We start from the raw sequence: 17891 nt of genomic DNA, 5'->3' as shown, positions 1-17891 counted from the left end.
GCGGGAATGGCCTATTTGCTCAATGTGTTCGGCTGAGATCGGAAATCAACCGCTGCCAGAAGAGAGGGAAGAACGGCGTGCCTTGGGCCTATCGACAAGTGACGGGCCCTTAGTCCTGGAAGAGCGCCGTGGACAGGTAGCGCTCGCCGGTGTCGGCGAGCAGCGCCACGATGGTCTTGCCCTCGTTCTCGGGGCGCTTGGCCAGCTGCAGTGCGGCCCACACGGCGGCACCGGACGAAATGCCCACGAGCACGCCCTCCTTGTGGCCCACGGCGCGGCCGGTGGCAAAGGCGTCCTCGTTCTCGACGGGGATGATCTCGTCGTAGACCTGGGTGTCGAGGACGTCGGGCACAAAGCCGGCGCCGATACCCTGGATCTTGTGCGGGCCTGCCTGGCCCTTGGAGAGCACCGGGGAGGTGGCGGGCTCGACGGCGACGACCTTAATCTCGGGGTTCTGCTCCTTGAGGAACTCGCCCACGCCGGTCACGGTGCCGCCGGTGCCAACGCCGGCGACGAAGATGTCGACCTTGCCGTCGGTGTCGTCCCAGATCTCGGGGCCAGTCGTGGCCTTGTGAATGGCCGGGTTCGCGGGGTTCACAAACTGGCCGGCGATGATGCTGTTGGGAGTCTCCTTCTGCAGCTCCTCCGCCTTGGCGATAGCGCCCTTCATGCCCTTGGAGCCGTCGGTGAGCACGAGCTGCGCACCGTATGCCTGCATCAGCTTGCGGCGCTCGACGGACATGGTCTCGGGCATGGTGATGATCACCTTGTAGCCGCGGGCCGCCGCCACCGAGGCGATGCCGACGCCGGTGTTGCCGCTCGTGGGCTCGATGATGGTGTAGTCGCCGCCACGCACGAGCTTGCCGGCCTTCTCGGCCTCGTCAATCATGTTCTTGGCGACGCGGTCTTTAACGGACCCGGCGGGGTTGAAGTATTCCAGTTTGACGAGCACGCGGGCCCTGAGGTCCTCGTCGGCCTCAAAGTGGGTGAGCTCCAGAAGCGGGGTGTGGCCGATAAGCTGATCGATGGACGTGTAAACATTGCTCATGGTGAACCTCCAAAGTGTTCAAATGACTGGATACCGTGTGGTTTTACGGTGTTTCTAGCAGCGAAACCCACAAACCTTATAGGTTGTTCGTTTAGCTGTTGGGAAGCATAGTAGACACTAAAGCCTAGTAATGCAATAGGAAATAGGAGATTATTGCAAGTTGATTAACCATCTTGACCGGAACGGGTATTTTCAAAGTCAATTTTTCGGCTAGAATTTCAACGGACTAAAAGACCGAAAGGCAGCACTATATATGTTGGTTTCTACTAAGGGCAGGTACGCCCTGCGCGTTATGGTCGACCTGGCCGAGCACCAGGCGACAGGCCGTATCCCGCTTAAAGAGATTGCGGCGCGTCAGGGTATTTCGGAGAAGTACCTCGAGAATATTCTGGCTACGCTCGTGCGCGCCAATATGCTCTCGGGCATGCGCGGCAAGGGCGGCGGCTATGTGCTCACGCGCCCGCCCGAGCAGTACACGGTGGGCGAGATTCTGCGCCTGACCGAGGGTAGTCTGGCACCGGTCGCATGCCTGGACGGCGACTGCAAGGGCTGTTCGCGTTCGGATGAGTGTCCCACACTCGATGTGTGGAAGAACCTGGACAAGCTCATCAACGACTACCTCGATGGCGTGACGCTCGATCAACTTGTCGCTCCCAACGAAGGCTACGATTACGTCATCTAACCCACACCTGCCATTTGGGGACGGGGTGGAAATGGCAGATTCTCTCGCCCTTTGAGACTTGGCAAATAAGAAGGCCGCCCATTTTTGTGATGGGCGGCCTTCGTTTTGGGCTGTTGAGACGGGCGCGGCCGGAATGGCCGTTTTAGCCCTCGGCGATGCTGTCGAGGATGCTGCGCATGATGGACACCAGGATGCTGCCCATAAAGGCCGATCCAAAGCTGGCGATGGAGATACCCGCGCCCAGCAGATTGACCGACAGATAGCTGGCCAGCTCGAGCATAAAGCTGTTGACTACGAGCTGAAAAATACCCAGCGTAATGATCGTGAGCGGCAGCGAGATAACCGTCAGAAACGGCTTGACGAGCGAATCGACGATGTTCAGGAACAGTCCCACGAAGGCGAAACAGACCCAGGCCTCGGCAAAACCGAAGGGCTGGATGCCGGGGACGAGGAACGTGGCAATCGCGATGGCGATCGAGGTAAAGAGCCAGTTAAGCATAAAGCGCATGGTGTGAATCCTTTCTTGCGCAGGGTGCGTCGGTGTCGCGTGAAGCGGTTTGCTGCGGCGGCTTGGACGGCCGCTCGGGTGTGCCGCCTTGTTCGGCCGCCCATTGTCTCAGATATTCGTGGAGCTTACGTGCGCATTCGGTTTCAAAACGGCGTTCGTCCTGAAAAACGCGCCGCTGGCAGAGAGTCTTGTCGCTTTAGTTTGGTGGTGTGCTACACTGCTACGGGCAAAAGCCACAGGCGTTGCCCTATTGCATAGAACGGGCGAACGATGCCCGATGTCAGTATCAACTTCGATGCCTTATGGCGGGTTTGGCGGTGATCGATGAATATCGAGAACATGTTTGACAAGCCTGATGTCAAGCAGCTGGTCCACGCATTTAGTCTTTTGGATGACGAGAAGGATATCCAGGCGTTTTTGACCGATATCTGCACGCCGCGCGAGATCTGCGATCTTTCGCAACGTCTGCAGGTTGCGCGTTATCTGGATGAGGGCGAGCCTTATGTTGAGGTTCAGGCCCGCACCGGCGCTTCGTCCACTACGGTGAGCCGCGTGTCCAAGGCACTCAACGGCGAGTACGGCGGCTATCGCAAGATCCTCATCAAGCTGGAGGATGGCGAGTAGGCCAGCGACAAAAACGAATTGCGCAGAACCGTCCCTTCGGGGGCGGTTTTTTGATCCCTTGGGGACGGAGGAAATCTGTTGGCGTGGGGCAAATGTGTCCGCGCGGGCGGGTAGGATGGAAGCACTGATTATTGCGAACGGTTTGAGTGGAGGACCATGCCTGTTCGAATCTATACCACCAACGCCGGCGCGGATTTGAGCGATGCCGAGGCGGCGCTGCTCGCCGACCTGGTTGCCCGCCACGGGCGTGCCGTTTTGCTGGCGCCTACGTTTGCCGAGCTCGATCTGTGCCGTCATGATGCGGCGGAAGTTGGGGTTTCACTGGGTATCGATTACAAGACCCCTTCGTCGTGGCTTCGCTCGCTTTGGGAGCTTTTGGGCGACGGGCGCGGTTTCGTCGACAACCTGCAGCGCCAGATGCTGTTTTCGGACATGGTAGCGCGTCTCGACGACGCCGACCTGCAGCCGCTTTCGCGCAGCCAGGGCACGGTGCGTATGCTCGCGCGTATGGCTCGCGATGTGCTGCCGGGTGTGGCAGGGACAGGTGCCGAGCGTTGCTGCGACAACGTTTGCAAGCCCAAGCCCAGAAGCGACGCCGAGGCTCGCGTGTTTGAACTTTTGTGCGCCTATGCGCGCGGTTTGGACCGTCGAGATATGGTCGAGCCCTGCGAGGCGGCCGACATTATGGCCGGTGCCCTGGCCGATAACCTGCCGGCGTGCACCCGCGCCGTATGCGTGCGCGGTGTCACGTCGTTTACGCACGGCCTGCTCGAGCTGCTGTCTGCCGTGGCGAACAATGGGGGAGAGGTCGTCGTGCTGCTTGCCCGCGAGCAGGCGGCGATGCGTGAGGAGCTTGCCGCGGCATTTGATGCCCGCGGCGTGCTGTTTGAGGCCGCGCCGCTGGGGGAGGACGCCGTCGCGTCTGATGTCGCTTGCGGGACTGCCGCTCAGCCAGTCTTTATTGAGGTCGCCGGTCCCCATGCCCGTGCTCATGTCTATGCGGACGCAATTGATGATCTGGTAAAAACGTGCCGGGGTTCCGAGGTCAACGGCGCCGCCGGCGCCTCTGCCGACCCCGCGCGCGTGCTCGTTGTTTCTGCCCGGGCACCCCAGCTGTTCGGTGAGCTCGCCTCTCGTCTGGCGGCTCGTCATATCGCTGCCGAGACAGTTGAGTTCACGGCGTTTTCCCAATCCATTGCGGGCAGGCAGTTTGCGGCGCTCGCCGGCCTGATCGAGCGCATGAAGGCCGCCGACGAGGGCATGGCGTCAAAGACCGAGTGGTGGCCCGCGCCGGAGCTTACCGACTGGATCTACAGTCCGCTTTCGGGCGCTGATGCCGCCAGCGCGCGCACGTTCGACAAGAATATGCGACTGTCGCGCAGCAAGACCACTGCGGGCGTCAAGAGCCTGCTGCAGAGCGTGCAGGGCCAGGTGAGGGGCGCGCGTAAAGCGGCGAGCGACGAGAACTGGTTTAAGAACGTTCCGTGCGTGGTCTCGGACGTGTTCCAGGCGCTGTGGCGTGACAAGCCCGTGACGGCGCTCAAGGCCATGCTTGCCGTTGTCGAGGCGTTGCCCGATCGCTCGCTGGGCAGCTTGGATGGCCAAGCCCGTCGCCAGACGGAGGTGGCCCTGCTGCGCCACGCCATCGACATCCTTATGAATGGCGCCCGCGCGCTCGACGTGTCGCAGGCCGCGGCCGTGCCCGTGCTCGATGGCGTTCGAACCAAGGTGGACAAGCGCAGTACGGCATATGACTACGAGACATTTGAGGTCGACCGTGCGCCGCGCGCCCAGGTGCGCTTTGCATCGCTTGCCGATGCAGCAGCTCTGCGCCCCGGTAGCTATGATGCCGTCCTGTTTGCCGATGTCGATCTGGACAGCTATCCGCTCTCGCATGAGGAGGGTCCGCTGGCCACGCTGACGGCAGAGTTAGATCGCAGCGGTGTGACGCTTGAGCCTGCGGCCTTGCTGCGCGCACGCTTTGGCCGCGCGATACAAGCGTCGCGTGGTCCGGTTGCGCTTGCCCGCGTGACGCACGATCGCCAGGCGCGCGAGTGCTACCCGGCTGCCGTGTGGACCAAGTTGCGGGCGCATGCCGAGGCCACTAACGATGCTAAGGCCGCTGACGCCGACAAGGCCGCTGACGCCGACAAGGCCGCTGACGACGCTAAGGCCGTTGGCGCCGACAAGGCGAAGTGTGTGGGTGAGGGCGATATCGTAAGGGACTTCGATCCCGCGGCAGGCGAAGGTCTCAAGCGCGAGCGCGTGACCTGTGAAGCCCCTCAGCATCTGAGTGCCGAGGCCGTGCCGTATTTGGTCCTGCATCGTCGCGACGACGAGGGCGAGGACGCGCCGCTCGTGCCGCGCCTGACGTCCGCCTCGCAGATCGAGGCCTACTCCACCTGCCCGCTGTGCTGGTTCGTGTCGTATCGCATCAAGCCCCAGTCCATCGATGCGGGCTTTGGCAACATGGAGAAGGGCAACTTTGTCCATGACGTGCTGGAGCACTTGCATGCGCGTCTTCCGCAGGAGGGCATGGAGCGCGTGACGCCCATGAATCTGCCGCGCGCGAAGGAGCTGCTGCACGAGGTCTTTGCCGAGACCCTGGCCGAGCACGCCGGCAAGCGCGGTACCGAGGGCCCGGTGGTGCCGCTCTCCCCGGTGGAGGAGCGTCAGGTGGCCGAGATTCTGCCGCAGTTGGAAGGCGTGCTCGCCTACGAGTCCGAGGCGCTCGCGCCCTTCGCGCCGCGCTATCTGGAGTTTGCGTTCAACGAGCTCCAGGTCGAGTATGCCGGTTGGCCGCTCGGCGGGCGCATCGACCGCGTGGATGTGGATGCCGAGAATCGCGCCGTGGTAATCGACTACAAGCATCGTTCGGGTGTCGAGGAGTTTAAGCTCGCCGATCCTACGGTGCGCGACGAGGAGTCGGGCGAGGCCCCCATCGACGACCCGCGCTGGCTGCCGCCCCATACCCAGACACTCATCTACGCCCAGGCCATGCGCCGGGCGCTGGATCTGGATGCCCGTGCGGCGCTCTATTTTTCGACCAAGGGCGGCAAACCGGCGCTGCGCGGCGCCGCGAGTGCCGAGCTGCTCGAGGAGGAGCGTGGTGACGGCCGCATCCCGGGGCTTAAGAAGGGCTTTCCCGGCGAGGGTGGCAGCATGGACTTCGACGCCCTGCTCGATCGCGTGGAGGCCGGCATCGCCGAGCGCCTGCACGAACTCGAGGCAGGCGACGTTGCCGCCGTCGACCCGACGTCGGCTCAGGCCGCGCATGCGCGCTGCTCGTATAACCACGAAGGAACGTTTGTAAGGAGGGACGTGTAGACCATGGATCTTTCGACTTTGATGCCGCAACAGCTGCAGATCGTCAAAACGCTCGACCGTCCGCTGTTTGTCTCGGCGGGTGCCGGTTCGGGCAAGACCTTTACCCTCACGCGCCGCATCGTCTACGCGCTCTCGCCCGAATCCGGTCCGTTTGTCGAGCATCTGGACCAGGTGCTCGCCATTACCTTTACCAAAGATGCCGCGGCCGAGATTCGCGACCGCGTGCGTCGCGCGCTTATCGAAGAGGGTATGGACGAGGAGGCCCTGACCGTCGACGACGCTTGGATCTCGACCATTCACGGTATGTGTTCGCGCATCCTGCGCGCGCATGCGTTGGAGCTGGGCATCGATCCCGAGTTCACGGTGCTTACCGATACCGATGAGCTTATGGATCAGGCTGTCGAGCATGTGCTGGGGCGCGCGACGGCGCCCGATGCCGCGCCTGAGCTCGCCGCCTCGCTTAAGGCCCTCTACGCTTGGTATCCCATGGCGGGCGAGGGCGGGCCGTTTGGCGCCGGTACCACCATCAAAGGTCTGGTGCGCGACCTGCTGGAGCTATCGAGCCAGCTGCCGGGCGGCATGGACGATGTGTGCGTGGCGCGCGGCCAGGCCGACACCTCTGCGCTTGCCGACGCCTATCGCGCGGCGTTGGGTGCGAGCAAGGCCGCGACCGAGAAAGCGCAGGTGGCACTCGATGCCATCGACGCGTTTGAGGCGAGCGGCAAAACCATGGAGGATGCAGCGCGACTCATGATGTCGTGCAGCATGCCTCGGGCGAGCAAGGCGTTTCCTAAGGAGCAGGTGGAGCTGCTCAAGGCCGAGGCTGCCGATGCGTTTATCAATATCGTGCTGGCCTGCGGTGGTCCCGCGCTCGATGCGCTGGTGGGCCTGGCCCGTTCCGTGGAGGCTGAGTATCGCGCGCTGAAGGCCGGCCAGTCCGCGCTCGATAACAACGACCTACTGCGTATGGCGTACGAGGCGCTGCGCGACTACCCGGCTATTCGAGCGGCCTATGAGGGTCGCTTTAAGATGGTCATGATCGATGAGTTCCAGGATACCGACCAGATGCAGGTCGATTTGATCCGTTACCTGACGGGCGCGGGGGAGCGCGCACTGTGCACCGTAGGCGATGCGCAGCAGTCGATCTACCGCTTCCGTGGTGCCGAGGTCGAGGTGTTCCGTCGCCAGGAGCGCAAGGTGGGTTCGACGACGGCGCCCGAGACGGTCGCCACGTCCGATGCCCCCGCCGGCGAGCTCGTCAAGCTTGTACGCAACTTCCGCAGCCACGACGAGGTGCTGCGCTATGTGGCGCGCGTCTTTGACGGCGACACCGGTGGTTTGATGCAGGGGTTCTTGGATCTTGAACCGAGCGACGAACGCGAGGACAAGCTCAAGGCGAAGGCATCGCGCCGCCAGGCGCTGCTCGTTGCCGGTGGCAGTACGCAGGAGCGAACGCAGGCGAAAGCTCGCGCGATTGCGGAGCGATTCCAAGCACTCGTTAAAGCGGGCCAGCCCCAGGGCAGCATGGTCCTGCTGCTGGGCCGCATGACCAACGCCGATGTCTATGCGCAGGCCTTCCGCGACCAGGGGCTCGACTGCGTGATCGCAGGCGGCTCGGTCTTTGCCCAGGCAGCCGAGGTGCAGACGGTGCGTGCCCTGGTCTGCGCACTCGCCAATCCGGCCGATACGGCGCAGGGCCTTATGCCGCTGCTCGCCTCGCCGATGTTTGCGCTCGGCGCCCAGGAGTTCCTGGCGCTGGCGACCAAGCTGGACGACCAGACGGGGGAGACCTCGCGCCGCAACATCGATGCGGGTATCATGAGCGATTTCGATGTGCCGGGTTTGCAAGACTTGCCGCTCGTGACGCGCGCCCGCGAGGTGCTGCGCTACGCGCTTCGCCGTGTGGGGCGCGATTCGTTCGCCGCCATCGCGCGCGATACTGTCAACGCCTCCGGCTGGTTTGTGCGTCTGGCACAGCGTGGTCCCGAGGGCAGGGCCATTGCCGCCAACGTGCTTAAGGCGCTCGATGCCGTGGCCGAGGCGGAGGCCGAGTTCGGTAACTCGCCGCGTTCCATTGCGCTTGCCTTCGACCGCTTCTTGGCGGGCAAGGAGGCCCCAGGTGCCCTCAACGAGGAGGGCGACGGCGCGGTGCGCATCATGACGGTGCATGCCTCCAAGGGCCTGGAGTATCCGGTCGTGGCGGTTGCGGAGTGCTTTGGCGTGCGTAAGTCCTCGGGTGCGGCTCAGATGGGGCGTGTCGAGGGCGGAGCGCAGGTCGTGGCGCTGCCGGCGCGCTTCGACGGCGTTAAACTCGCGGACGGCACGTTCGTGAAGGGCGATGACGTCAAAAAACAGTTTGAGCACGCGTTTAAGGGCAAGGGCACGTCGCTGTGGCTGCCGCCAGAGCTCATGGAGGACGTCTGTGCGACGGGCTCTCCCGCCGAGGCATTTGCCCGCCTGCGTAACGACGACCTGCAGCTTTCGCTCGAGGAGCGGGCTCGCTTGCTCTATGTCGCCATGACGCGTGCGCGAGAGCTGGTCATTCTGGCGATGGATGCCGGCGTGAGCCGCGGCAAGGTGACGGCGCCGACCTTCGACGTCGAGACCGATCTGACCTATGACGTGCTGCGTCGTATTCTGCCTACCGACGCTCTGGACATGCCGCAGCTCGATGCCGACCGCCTGGTGTTCGACAACTCCAAGCCGGGCGACTACGAGCTCATCTCGCTGGCGGACTTTACGTTTGGCGAGCAGGCGTTTGAGGCCAATGCTTCTCTGGATGCCGAGGGCAGGCTTGTCCGCGGCGATGCGGAGCCGGGGGGCGCCGGTGCGGATGCCCGCGCCGCCGTTCCCGGCCCTGCCGACCCCGAGCCCGATGCGTTTGAGCTCGTGTATCCCCAGACGGTGGGCGTGCGCATGGGCGCCTGCCCGTATCCGGTGCGCGATTCGTACAGCTACTCGTCAATTGCCGCGGCGCTGCATGCCGAGGCCGAGGACCGTGCCGCCGAGGCGCGCGTGCCCATGGACGAGGCTGGCGATGATGCCGAGTCGGATGGCTCGGAAATGACGGATGCGGACGTGGCCGCTGTCGAGCCCGCCGGCAATCCCATGGCCTTGGGTTCGGCCTTCCATGCCGCCTGCCAGTGGCTGATCGAGATGGGTGCCGATGAGCTGCCCGCCGAGCGTGCCGACGCCCTGGCTCGCCTGTGGCGCCTGACGCCGGAACAGCGCGAACGCTTCGACGTTGCCCTGGATCGCTGGCTCAAGTCGGCGGTCCGTGCCGAGCTACTTGCCTGGCCGTGCGTTCGCGCCGAGGTGCCGTTCTTTTCGCTGGGCTGCGAGGATGAAGACATCGCTCGCTACGGTGCATATGCCGAGGGCGCCATCGATGCTTTGGCGACGAACCCGGCGGATTCGTCATGCGCGCTGGTCATCGACTACAAGACGGGCGGCACGCCGGACGAGACGCCGGAACAGCTGCAGGAGAAGCACGCCCTGCAGGCGCGCGTCTACGCTGATGTTTTGCACAAGGCGGGCTTTGAGGCCGTGACCGTCAAGTTCGTCCGCGTGGAGCAAGTCGACCTCGCCAACCCGTGCGAGCCTCAGGTGGTCACCTACAGCCTCTAGCCCTCAATAACTTGCGGTGGAATACGGACTGTTTTGGCCAAAAAAGCCGGCAAACAGTCCGTATTTCACCGCAACTCAATAGGAGCCGTGTGGGTTTGGCTAGGTTCGGGTGCTGTCCGTGCCGTGGGGTAAAATCGTTCAGTCAGAACACGAACCCGCATCGGAGCTCATCACATGGCATTCGTCCATCTGCACAATCACACTGTTTTCTCCATGCTCGACGGCGCAACCCGTATCCAGGATATGGTCAACCGTGCCGTTGAGCTTGGCATGCCCGCCGTGGCCATTACCGACCACGGTTACATGTACGGCGTGCCCGATCTGGCGCTGGCCTGCGACGCCGTCAACCACAACACACCCGAGTACAAAACCTGGAGCCACGACAAGGCCTTCTTGGAAAAGGATCGCCGCGACGAGCTGGTGGAGCCCGATCCCGAGGCAAACCCGCGCGAGCATGCCCAGTATGTGAAGGACATGGCCATGTGGGATGAGAAGGGCAACATCGACGAGCTCAAGCCGCCCCTGGTCATCAAGCCCATCTTTGGCTGCGAGGTCTACTTTACGCCGGACGAGACCCTTGCCCGCGACCACAAGCCCGAGCTCTACCACATGATCCTCCTGGCCAAGGACCAGGAGGGCTACGTCAACCTGATGCAGACGGTTTCCGAGGCCGCCGTGCAGGGCTTTTACTACAAGCCCCGCGTGACGCTCGACAACCTGCGCCGCCATGCCAAGGGCATGATCTGCACGAGCGCCTGCATCGCGGGCATCATTCCCAAATACATCGACCGCGGTGACATGGAGGGCGCCATCAAGTGGGCCGAGACCTTCCGCGATACCTTCGAACCCGGCGACTTTTATATCGAGATCCAGGAACACGGCATCACCACCGACAACGGCCTGACCGACGAGCAGATGGACCGCACGCTCATCGATATCGCCAAGCAGGTGGGCGTCAAAGTCATTGCCACCAACGACTTCCACTACCTGCGCCGCGAGGACGCGCCGGTGCAGGACGTCATCATGTGCATTGGCATGAACGCCAAGGTCGACGACCCCAACCGCATGCGCATGACCGGCTCGGAGTTTTATATGAAGACCGAGGAGGAGATGCGGGCGATGTTCCCGTATTGCCCCGAGGCCTGCGACAACACGCTCGAGATCGCCGACAAGTGCTACGTAGAGCTGGACTGGGACTCCATCATCCTGCCGCGCTTCCCGCTGCTCGATCCCGGCGAGACGCACGAGAGCCAGTTCCGCCGCGAGTGCGAGAAGGGCCTGCGCCAGCACTATGGTGACGACTGGGCCACGCGCGAGATCGGTGGCGTCAACATCAAAGACCGCTTTGAGTACGAATACAAGGTCATTTGCGACAAGGGCTTTGCCGCCTACTTCCTCATCGTCGCCGAGTACGTGCAATGGGCCAAGGACAACGGCATCGGCGTCGGCCCCGGCCGTGGCTCGGCCGCCGGCGCTATCGTCGCCTACGCCATGAACATCACCGCGTTCGACCCGCTCGAGAACGGCCTGATGTTCGAGAGGTTCCTGTCCCCGCAGCGTACCGAGATGCCCGATATCGATATGGACTTCGACGATGAGCGGCGCCTCGAGGTCGTGGAGCACGTTCGCCAGCTCTACGGCCCCGAGAAGGTCACCCACGTCATCACCTACTCGACCATTAAGGCCAAGCAGGCCATCAACGATGCCGCGCGCGTTCTGGACTACCCGGTCTACATGGGCCAGCGCCTGTCCAAGATGGTCTCGAGCGACCCCAAGGTCAAGCTCAAGCAGGTACTCGAAAAACAACCCGGCAAAGAGGATCTGTTTAACCCCGACTTTGCCGAGGCCTATAAAAAGGACGACGACGCCCGCCGCATCATCGACACGGCGCTCTCGATTGAGGGCCTCACCCGTGGCGAGGGCGTGCACGCGTGCGCCGTTCTGATCTGCCGCGACCCCGTCAACGAACATGTGCCCACCAAGCTCGACACCAAGGGCGGCGTCGAGATTACCCAGTACGAGGGCCATACCGTTGCCGACATGGGCCTGCTCAAGATGGACTTCTTGGGCCTGCGCACGCTGACGGTTATCTCCAAGGCCAAGGCAAACATCAAAAAGAACTTCGGTATCGACATCAAAGAGGAAGAGATCCCCTTTGACGATCCCGAGATCTTTAAGCTCATGGGCTCCGGTCACACTGCCGGCGTCTTCCAGGTCGAGTCCGCCGGCATGACGGCCACGATCAAGAACATGAAGCCCACCGAGTACAAGCACGTCGTGGCATTGATCGCCCTGTACCGCCCGGGCCCGCTGGGCGCCGGCATGGTCTCGTCCTACATCAACCGTATGAACGGCAAGGAGCCGGCCGTCTCCTACGACGACCGCCTGGACGACATCCTGGGCGAAACCTACGGCACCATGGTCTACCAGGAGCAGGTTATGCTCATCTCCGTCGAGATGTGCGGTTTCTCCAAGGGCGAATCGGACTCGCGTATCCGTAAACCCGTGGCTAAGAAAAAGATCAAGCTGCTCACGTCGACGGTGCTGCACTGGGAGGATGGCTCGGACGAGACCACCTACGACCACTGGATGAACGGCGCTATCAAGAACAACTACACGCGCGAGGTCGCCCAGAAGATTTGGGACGATGTTCTCGAGTTCGCGTCCTACGCCTTCAACAAGTCGCACTCCGCCGGCTACGCCATCCTGGTTATGCAGACGGCGTGGCTCAAGGCACACTATCCGCATGAGTACATGGCGGCCGTTCTGACGTCCTATACGGGCAAGACCGACAAGATCGTTCACTACGTCTCGGCGTGCCGTCACGATGGCATTCCCGTGCTGTCGCCAGACGTCAACGAGTCCGGCACCGAGTTCACGGCTACCAAGGAAGGCGTGCGTTTTGGTCTGGCCGGCATCCGCGGCGTGGGCACCGGCGTGGCGCAGGCGATCATCGCCGAGCGCGAGGCGGGCGGCCCGTTTAAAACGCTGCACGACTTTGTCGAGCGCGTGGACTCCAGCCAGGCCAACCGCCGCGTGATCGAATCGCTCATCAAGGCAGGCGCCTTCGACTCCACGGGGTATCCGCGTCGCCAGATGATGCACTTTGTGGACAAGAACAACCCCGAGAACATCATCGATGCCGCGGTAAAGCGCCAGAAGGATCGCGCGAGCGGCCAGACGTCGTTCTTCGATATGTTTGGCGACGTTGAGGGCTCGGGCTTTGAGGTGAGCGTGCCCGATCCGGATGGCCAGGAATGGGACCGCCACCTTAAGTTGAGTCAGGAGAAGGAGGTTCTGGGCATCTATGTCTCGGACCACCCGCTACGCCCGTTTGAGTATGCACTAGCCAAGGCGCGTGACTTCTCGTTCTCGCAGATCGACACCGGCTACGAAGTTCAGAATCCTACGGGCGGCACCATCAACCAGGAAATTCCCGAGGGCAAGGCGCTGTGGTGGGCCGGCATGGTCTCGAGCGTGTCCAAGCGCGTGACCAAAAACGGTGACCCCATGGGCATCGTGCAGCTCGAGGACATGGAAGGCGAGGCCACCGTCGTCGTGTTCCCCAAGACCTACAAGGAGGCCGAGGGGTACCTGTACGGCGAGGTCGATCCCGAGACCGGCGCGCAGCTGTCCGATGCCTTTGTGCGCATTAAGGGCAAGCTCGAGCGCTCGGACCGCGGCGACCAGATCATCGCGCAGGAGATCGTGCCGCTCGAGCTCAACGAGGAGAACAACAAGCCCAAGGTGTTTGAGGTCATGGTGCCCAACAGCCGCTTTAGCCAGGGCAATATGGCGCGCCTGGCCACGGTGCTCACCGCTAGCCCGGGCGGCGACCGCGTGGAGATCTTTATCGAGCAGGTGGACGGGCGCGTGCTGCGTGCCGAGGTACCTGCCAAGGTCAACGCGCGTTCGATTCCGCTGCTGGCCGAGGCCAAGGCCATTGTGGGTAACCAGGGCCGCGTGACGGTGATCTAAGCTACCCCGGGTGAGATTGGAGGAAGTGATGGCGCAGGGGACGTTTGTGCAGGCGCTTCGCAAAGAGGCGGCGTTGAGCGGCACCTTTATGAAGGGGCGTTCGCTCATGCTCAACGGTGCCGTGCTGTCGATCGAGGACAGCGGCTCGCGCTTCTCCAAAAACGTGACGGTCGAGGGCGCGGTGCGCGGCTCGCGCGGTTACCTGTACAAGACGCACGTGGCGCTCGACATGGACGAGCACGAGGTTATCGACTACGACTGCGACTGCCCCGCCGCATACCGCTATCCCGGTATGTGTAAGCACGCTATTGCCACGGCGCTGGCGTATTTGGATGCCAGCGGCGCCGAGCCCGTCGAAGGTTTGCGCACGCCGGTTCGCACGTTTACGGCGCAGCCGAAACAGCCCGCGCGCGCCATGTCCGCCGCGCCGGCCGTCAACCCCAACTTTCCCTTCCCGGCGCCCGTCCCCACGAGCCCGAGCCTTGTGGCGGCGCTCTCCGATCTTTTGGACGCGCGCATGGATGAGCTGGCGAGCATGCGCCGCAAGCTTGCCGGTGCCGTTGATCCCGACGCCCCCAAAGCGGCATTGGAGCCCTCGTTGGTGCCGTACTACAATCCGCTGTTCGCTGACCGCTTTAGCTGGGCGCTCGAGTTCCGCATTCGCTGTGGATCGGTCTCCTACGTGGTCAAGGATATCGACGGCATGGCCGATGCCTATGTCCGAGGCGGCACCTTCTCGTACGGCAAGAAGCTCACGTTTGTCCATACGCCCGAAGCCTTTGACGAGGTTTCGGTGCGCCTGCTCGACCTTGTTGTGGCAACGGTTGTGTATCTGAGCGACATCACGAGTTCGCGTTCGGCGTCGTACGATTTTGCACGCAGCGGCTTTGTCGCCGAGCGCCAGCTGCCGCTGTCCGAGCATGACATCGTATACATGCTGGACTTGCTACCTGGCCGGACCATTTCCTTTGAGCCCGCCTGGTCGCGGGGAACGACAACGCATCGTTCCTATGAGGTAGCGGTTGAGTTGTCGCCGGTGGGGGAGGACGAGGCCTCGGCAAAACAACCGCCGCTCCTTGCCGCCAAGATCGCGCCGGCGGCCGGTGGCAGCTACGACCTGCGTCTGCCCGCCGATATGTACTGCTTTGTCTCGGGCGACGTTGCCTATCTGGTTGACACGCACCGCGCGCGCCGCGCCGATGCGGCGTTTGCCCAGCATGCCGCACCGTTTCTGTCGCGTCTGCTGCCCTGTCGCACGCCGGTCCATATCGCCGTCGAGCAGGTGGGTGAGTTCTGCCGCATGGCGCTGCCCATTTTGCGCGACTACACCGACCTCACCGCGCCCGCCGCGCTCGATACCGTGGCGCCCGAGCCGAGCTTTGCCATGTCAATCGGTGTCGACGACGGGCTCGTGACCTGCAAAATTACGGTTACCTACGGCGACTGGTCGGCAGATCTCTTTGGCCTGGGCGCTCCGGGAAGCCCCTTCGAAGACCAGCGCCCGGGCGTGCCGCCGCGCGACGAGGTGGCAGAGTTTCGCGTTATGGACACGGCTGCCATGTACTTCGATTTCCACGAGGGCGGCCTGGCGTTTGAGGAACGCGATGACGAGAGCCTGTTCTGCCTGCTTACCGAGGGCCTGTCTGCCCTGTCCGAGCTGGGCGAGGTCATGCTCAGCGACCGCCTGCGCCAGATCTCGGTGCGCCCTGCGCCCAAGCTTTCGGTGCGCGCGACCGTCAAGAGCAACCTGCTCGATGTCGAACTGGGCGCGAGCGGTCTTTCGGCGGCAGATCTTGCCATCTATCTCGACTCCTACAAGCGTCATCAGACGTTTGCGCGCCTGACGTCCGGCGACATCGTACGCCTGGATGAGGGGGCGCGCGCCGCGTTTGGTCTTGCCGAGGACCTGGGTGTCGATGCCGTCGATCTGCTCGATGGCGTGTCGCTTCCCGCGTCGAGTACCCTGTTCGTCGACAGCATGCTCGCGCGCACGCCCGCGCTCGAAGCCGATCGCGACGCTGCGTTCCGCCGCACCGTCGAGCGCCTGGATACGCTCGGCAAGATGGACTTTACGGTGCCGGCATCTCTCAAGGCCACGCTACGTGGCTACCAGGTCGATGGCTACCAGTGGCTCGGCTCGCTCGAGCACCTGGGCCTCGGCGGCATTTTGGCCGACGACATGGGCCTGGGCAAAACCCTGCAGATGATCGCGCATATCCTGGCGCGCGTGGAAGCGGGAGACGCCAAGCCCACGCTCGTGGTATGCCCCGCGTCGCTCGTGTATAACTGGACTGCCGAGCTGGAGCGCTTCGCGCCTTCGCTCGACGTGTGCGCCATTGTGGACGCCAAGGCTCAACGCCGCGTGCAGATCGCCGGCGTGGCCGAGCATAACGTGGTCGTGACGTCATACGACCTCATGCGCCGCGATATCGACGAGTATGCCGAGCAGGACTTTGCCCGCGTCGTGCTCGACGAGGCCCAGTACATTAAAAACCCGCTCACGCAGGTGGCGTGCGCTGCCAAGCGCTTGCCGGCCGGCGTGCGCTTTGCCCTGACGGGCACGCCCATCGAAAACCGCCTGTCCGAGCTCTGGAGCATCTTCGACTTCTTGATGCCGGGCCTTTTGGGGACGCGCGAGTCGTTTGCCAAGCGCTTTGAGAGCCCCGTCGAGCATGCCGAGGGCGATAGCGCCGCTCGCCTACAGTCGCTCGTGTCGCCGTTTGTGCTGCGCCGTGTTAAGGAAGACGTGGTGGCCGACCTGCCCGAGAAGATCGAGGACACCGTCATGGCACAGCTCACCGGCGAGCAGCGCAAGCTCTACCTGGCCAACCAGGACCGCATCGCCCAGCAGGTGCAGCATCGTGAGGCATCCGAGTTTAAGAAGGACAAGCTCAAGGTGCTCGCCGAGCTCACCAAACTGCGCCAGATCTGCTGTGACCCACACCTGCACTACGAGGACTACAAGGCGGGGAGCGCCAAGCTCGACGCTTGTATGGAGCTCGTGCACGGTGCGCTCGACGGCGGGCACCACATTCTGCTGTTCAGCCAGTTCACGGGCATGCTCGATATTATCGGCAAGCGCTTGGCCAAGGAGGACGTCGGCTTTCTTAAGCTCACGGGCGCTTCGTCTAAGGAGAGCCGCGCCAAGATGGTCGCGCAGTTCCAAGCGGGCGAGGTGCCGGTGTTCTTGATTTCGCTCAAGGCGGGTGGCGTGGGCCTTAACCTGACGGCTGCCGACGTGGTCATCCATTACGACCCGTGGTGGAACGTGGCCGCGCAGGACCAGGCGACCGACCGTGCGCACCGTATTGGCCAGCAACATACCGTGACCGTGTACAAGCTCATCGCCAAGGACACGATCGAGGAGCGCATCATGCAGATGCAAGAGTCCAAACGCGACCTGGTCAACAGCGTGCTCGGCGGCGACGGCATCTCCTCGGCGCTGTTTACCCGCGAGGATGTTCTGGCACTGCTCGGCGGCGACGGGCGCTAACCCGCTCGGGTGGGGCCGCCAGGGCGGATAGCGCACGTTGCCCCATCGTCCCCGCTCGTTATGTGTTCATTTGCGATGCCGTGGATGGTTCGCGCGCCTTTGGGCATAAGAAGCATCGAGAACATCGGCACATCAGCAAAGGAGAACATCATGGCGAAATTCTATAAGGACCCCGACGGCAAGCTCATTGCCGCCCTTGGCAACGACGTTGCAACCCCTGCCGGTTGCACGGAACTGACCGCAAACACTGAGGACGCGGCGCACGAGAAGCACGTGCCTGTTGTCGAGACCGAGCGCGACGGTCACGTGATTCGCGCACGCGTTGGCTCGGTCGAGCACCCCAGCCTGCCCGAGCACTACATCGAGTGGATCGCCCTTGAGGCCGAGGGCCGTCTGGAGGTCCATTACCTCCAGCCCGGCATGAAGCCCGCGACGTTTTTTGCCGGCGGCTCCAAGACCGGCACCGTCTATGCCTATTGCAACCTGCATGGGCTGTGGTCCGCGACGTTCTAGGAGCGCGTCCCCGCTCGGGGTATCATAGCTAGCATATGCACATGCGAGCGCCGACTGCATCATGCGGCCGGCGCTTTTACTACGACAACGA

At 63.1% G+C, this 17891-nt stretch carries 9 protein-coding genes; 7 read left to right on the top strand and 2 right to left on the bottom strand.

Going from position 1 to position 17891, the window contains the following annotated elements; genetic code table 11:
• Positions 1–109: 109 nt before the first annotated feature.
• Positions 110–1048 carry a cysteine synthase A gene (gene cysK / locus DW754_RS05990; protein WP_117758743.1) on the bottom strand — a complete coding sequence of 313 codons (939 nt, stop codon included), beginning with the start codon at positions 1046–1048 and terminating at the stop codon, positions 110–112.
• A 253-nt stretch (positions 1049–1301) separates the two neighbouring features.
• Between cysK and DW754_RS05985 the strand changes: the two genes are divergently transcribed.
• Complete coding sequence (locus tag DW754_RS05985; RefSeq protein ID WP_117564502.1) at positions 1302–1730, top strand: Rrf2 family transcriptional regulator; 429 nt, start codon at positions 1302–1304, stop codon at positions 1728–1730.
• Positions 1731–1872: 142 nt separating this feature from the next.
• Here the strand turns inward: DW754_RS05985 and DW754_RS05980 are convergent, their stop codons facing one another.
• Positions 1873–2238 carry a phage holin family protein gene (locus DW754_RS05980; protein WP_055250947.1) on the bottom strand — a complete coding sequence of 122 codons (366 nt, stop codon included), beginning with the start codon at positions 2236–2238 and terminating at the stop codon, positions 1873–1875.
• A gap of 324 nt (positions 2239–2562) precedes the next feature.
• Between DW754_RS05980 and DW754_RS05975 the strand changes: the two genes are divergently transcribed.
• The 6 genes from DW754_RS05975 to DW754_RS05950 all read left to right on the top strand — a co-directional run bounded on the left by DW754_RS05975 (position 2563) and on the right by DW754_RS05950 (position 17800).
• Positions 2563–2862, top strand: coding sequence for a YerC/YecD family TrpR-related protein (locus DW754_RS05975; protein ID WP_022094855.1), 300 nt, complete (start codon positions 2563–2565; stop codon positions 2860–2862).
• A gap of 156 nt (positions 2863–3018) precedes the next feature.
• Positions 3019–6189 (top strand): PD-(D/E)XK nuclease family protein, encoded by a 3171-nt coding sequence (locus tag DW754_RS05970; protein ID WP_117758744.1) that lies wholly within the window; start codon positions 3019–3021, stop codon positions 6187–6189.
• Between the two features lie 3 nt (positions 6190–6192).
• Positions 6193–9816: a UvrD-helicase domain-containing protein gene (locus DW754_RS05965; RefSeq protein ID WP_117758745.1), complete on the top strand. Its 3624-nt coding sequence runs from the start codon at positions 6193–6195 to the stop codon at positions 9814–9816.
• Positions 9817–9990: 174 nt separating this feature from the next.
• Complete coding sequence (dnaE, locus tag DW754_RS05960) at positions 9991–13794, top strand: DNA polymerase III subunit alpha (RefSeq protein WP_117758746.1); 3804 nt, start codon at positions 9991–9993, stop codon at positions 13792–13794.
• 28 nt (positions 13795–13822) lie between these two features.
• Entirely contained in the window at positions 13823–17287 is a 3465-nt protein-coding gene (locus DW754_RS05955; RefSeq protein WP_117758747.1) for an SNF2-related protein, read from the top strand.
• Positions 17288–17437: 150 nt separating this feature from the next.
• Positions 17438–17800: a desulfoferrodoxin family protein gene (locus DW754_RS05950; RefSeq protein WP_117758748.1), complete on the top strand. Its 363-nt coding sequence runs from the start codon at positions 17438–17440 to the stop codon at positions 17798–17800.
• Positions 17801–17891 lie beyond the last annotated feature (91 nt).

Origin of the sequence: Collinsella sp. AM29-10AC, assembly GCF_003469085.1 — a bacterium.
Classification (GTDB): domain Bacteria; phylum Actinomycetota; class Coriobacteriia; order Coriobacteriales; family Coriobacteriaceae; genus Collinsella.
The sequence above is the reverse complement of the archived record's forward strand: the minus strand, read 5'-3'. Positions and strand labels throughout refer to the sequence as shown.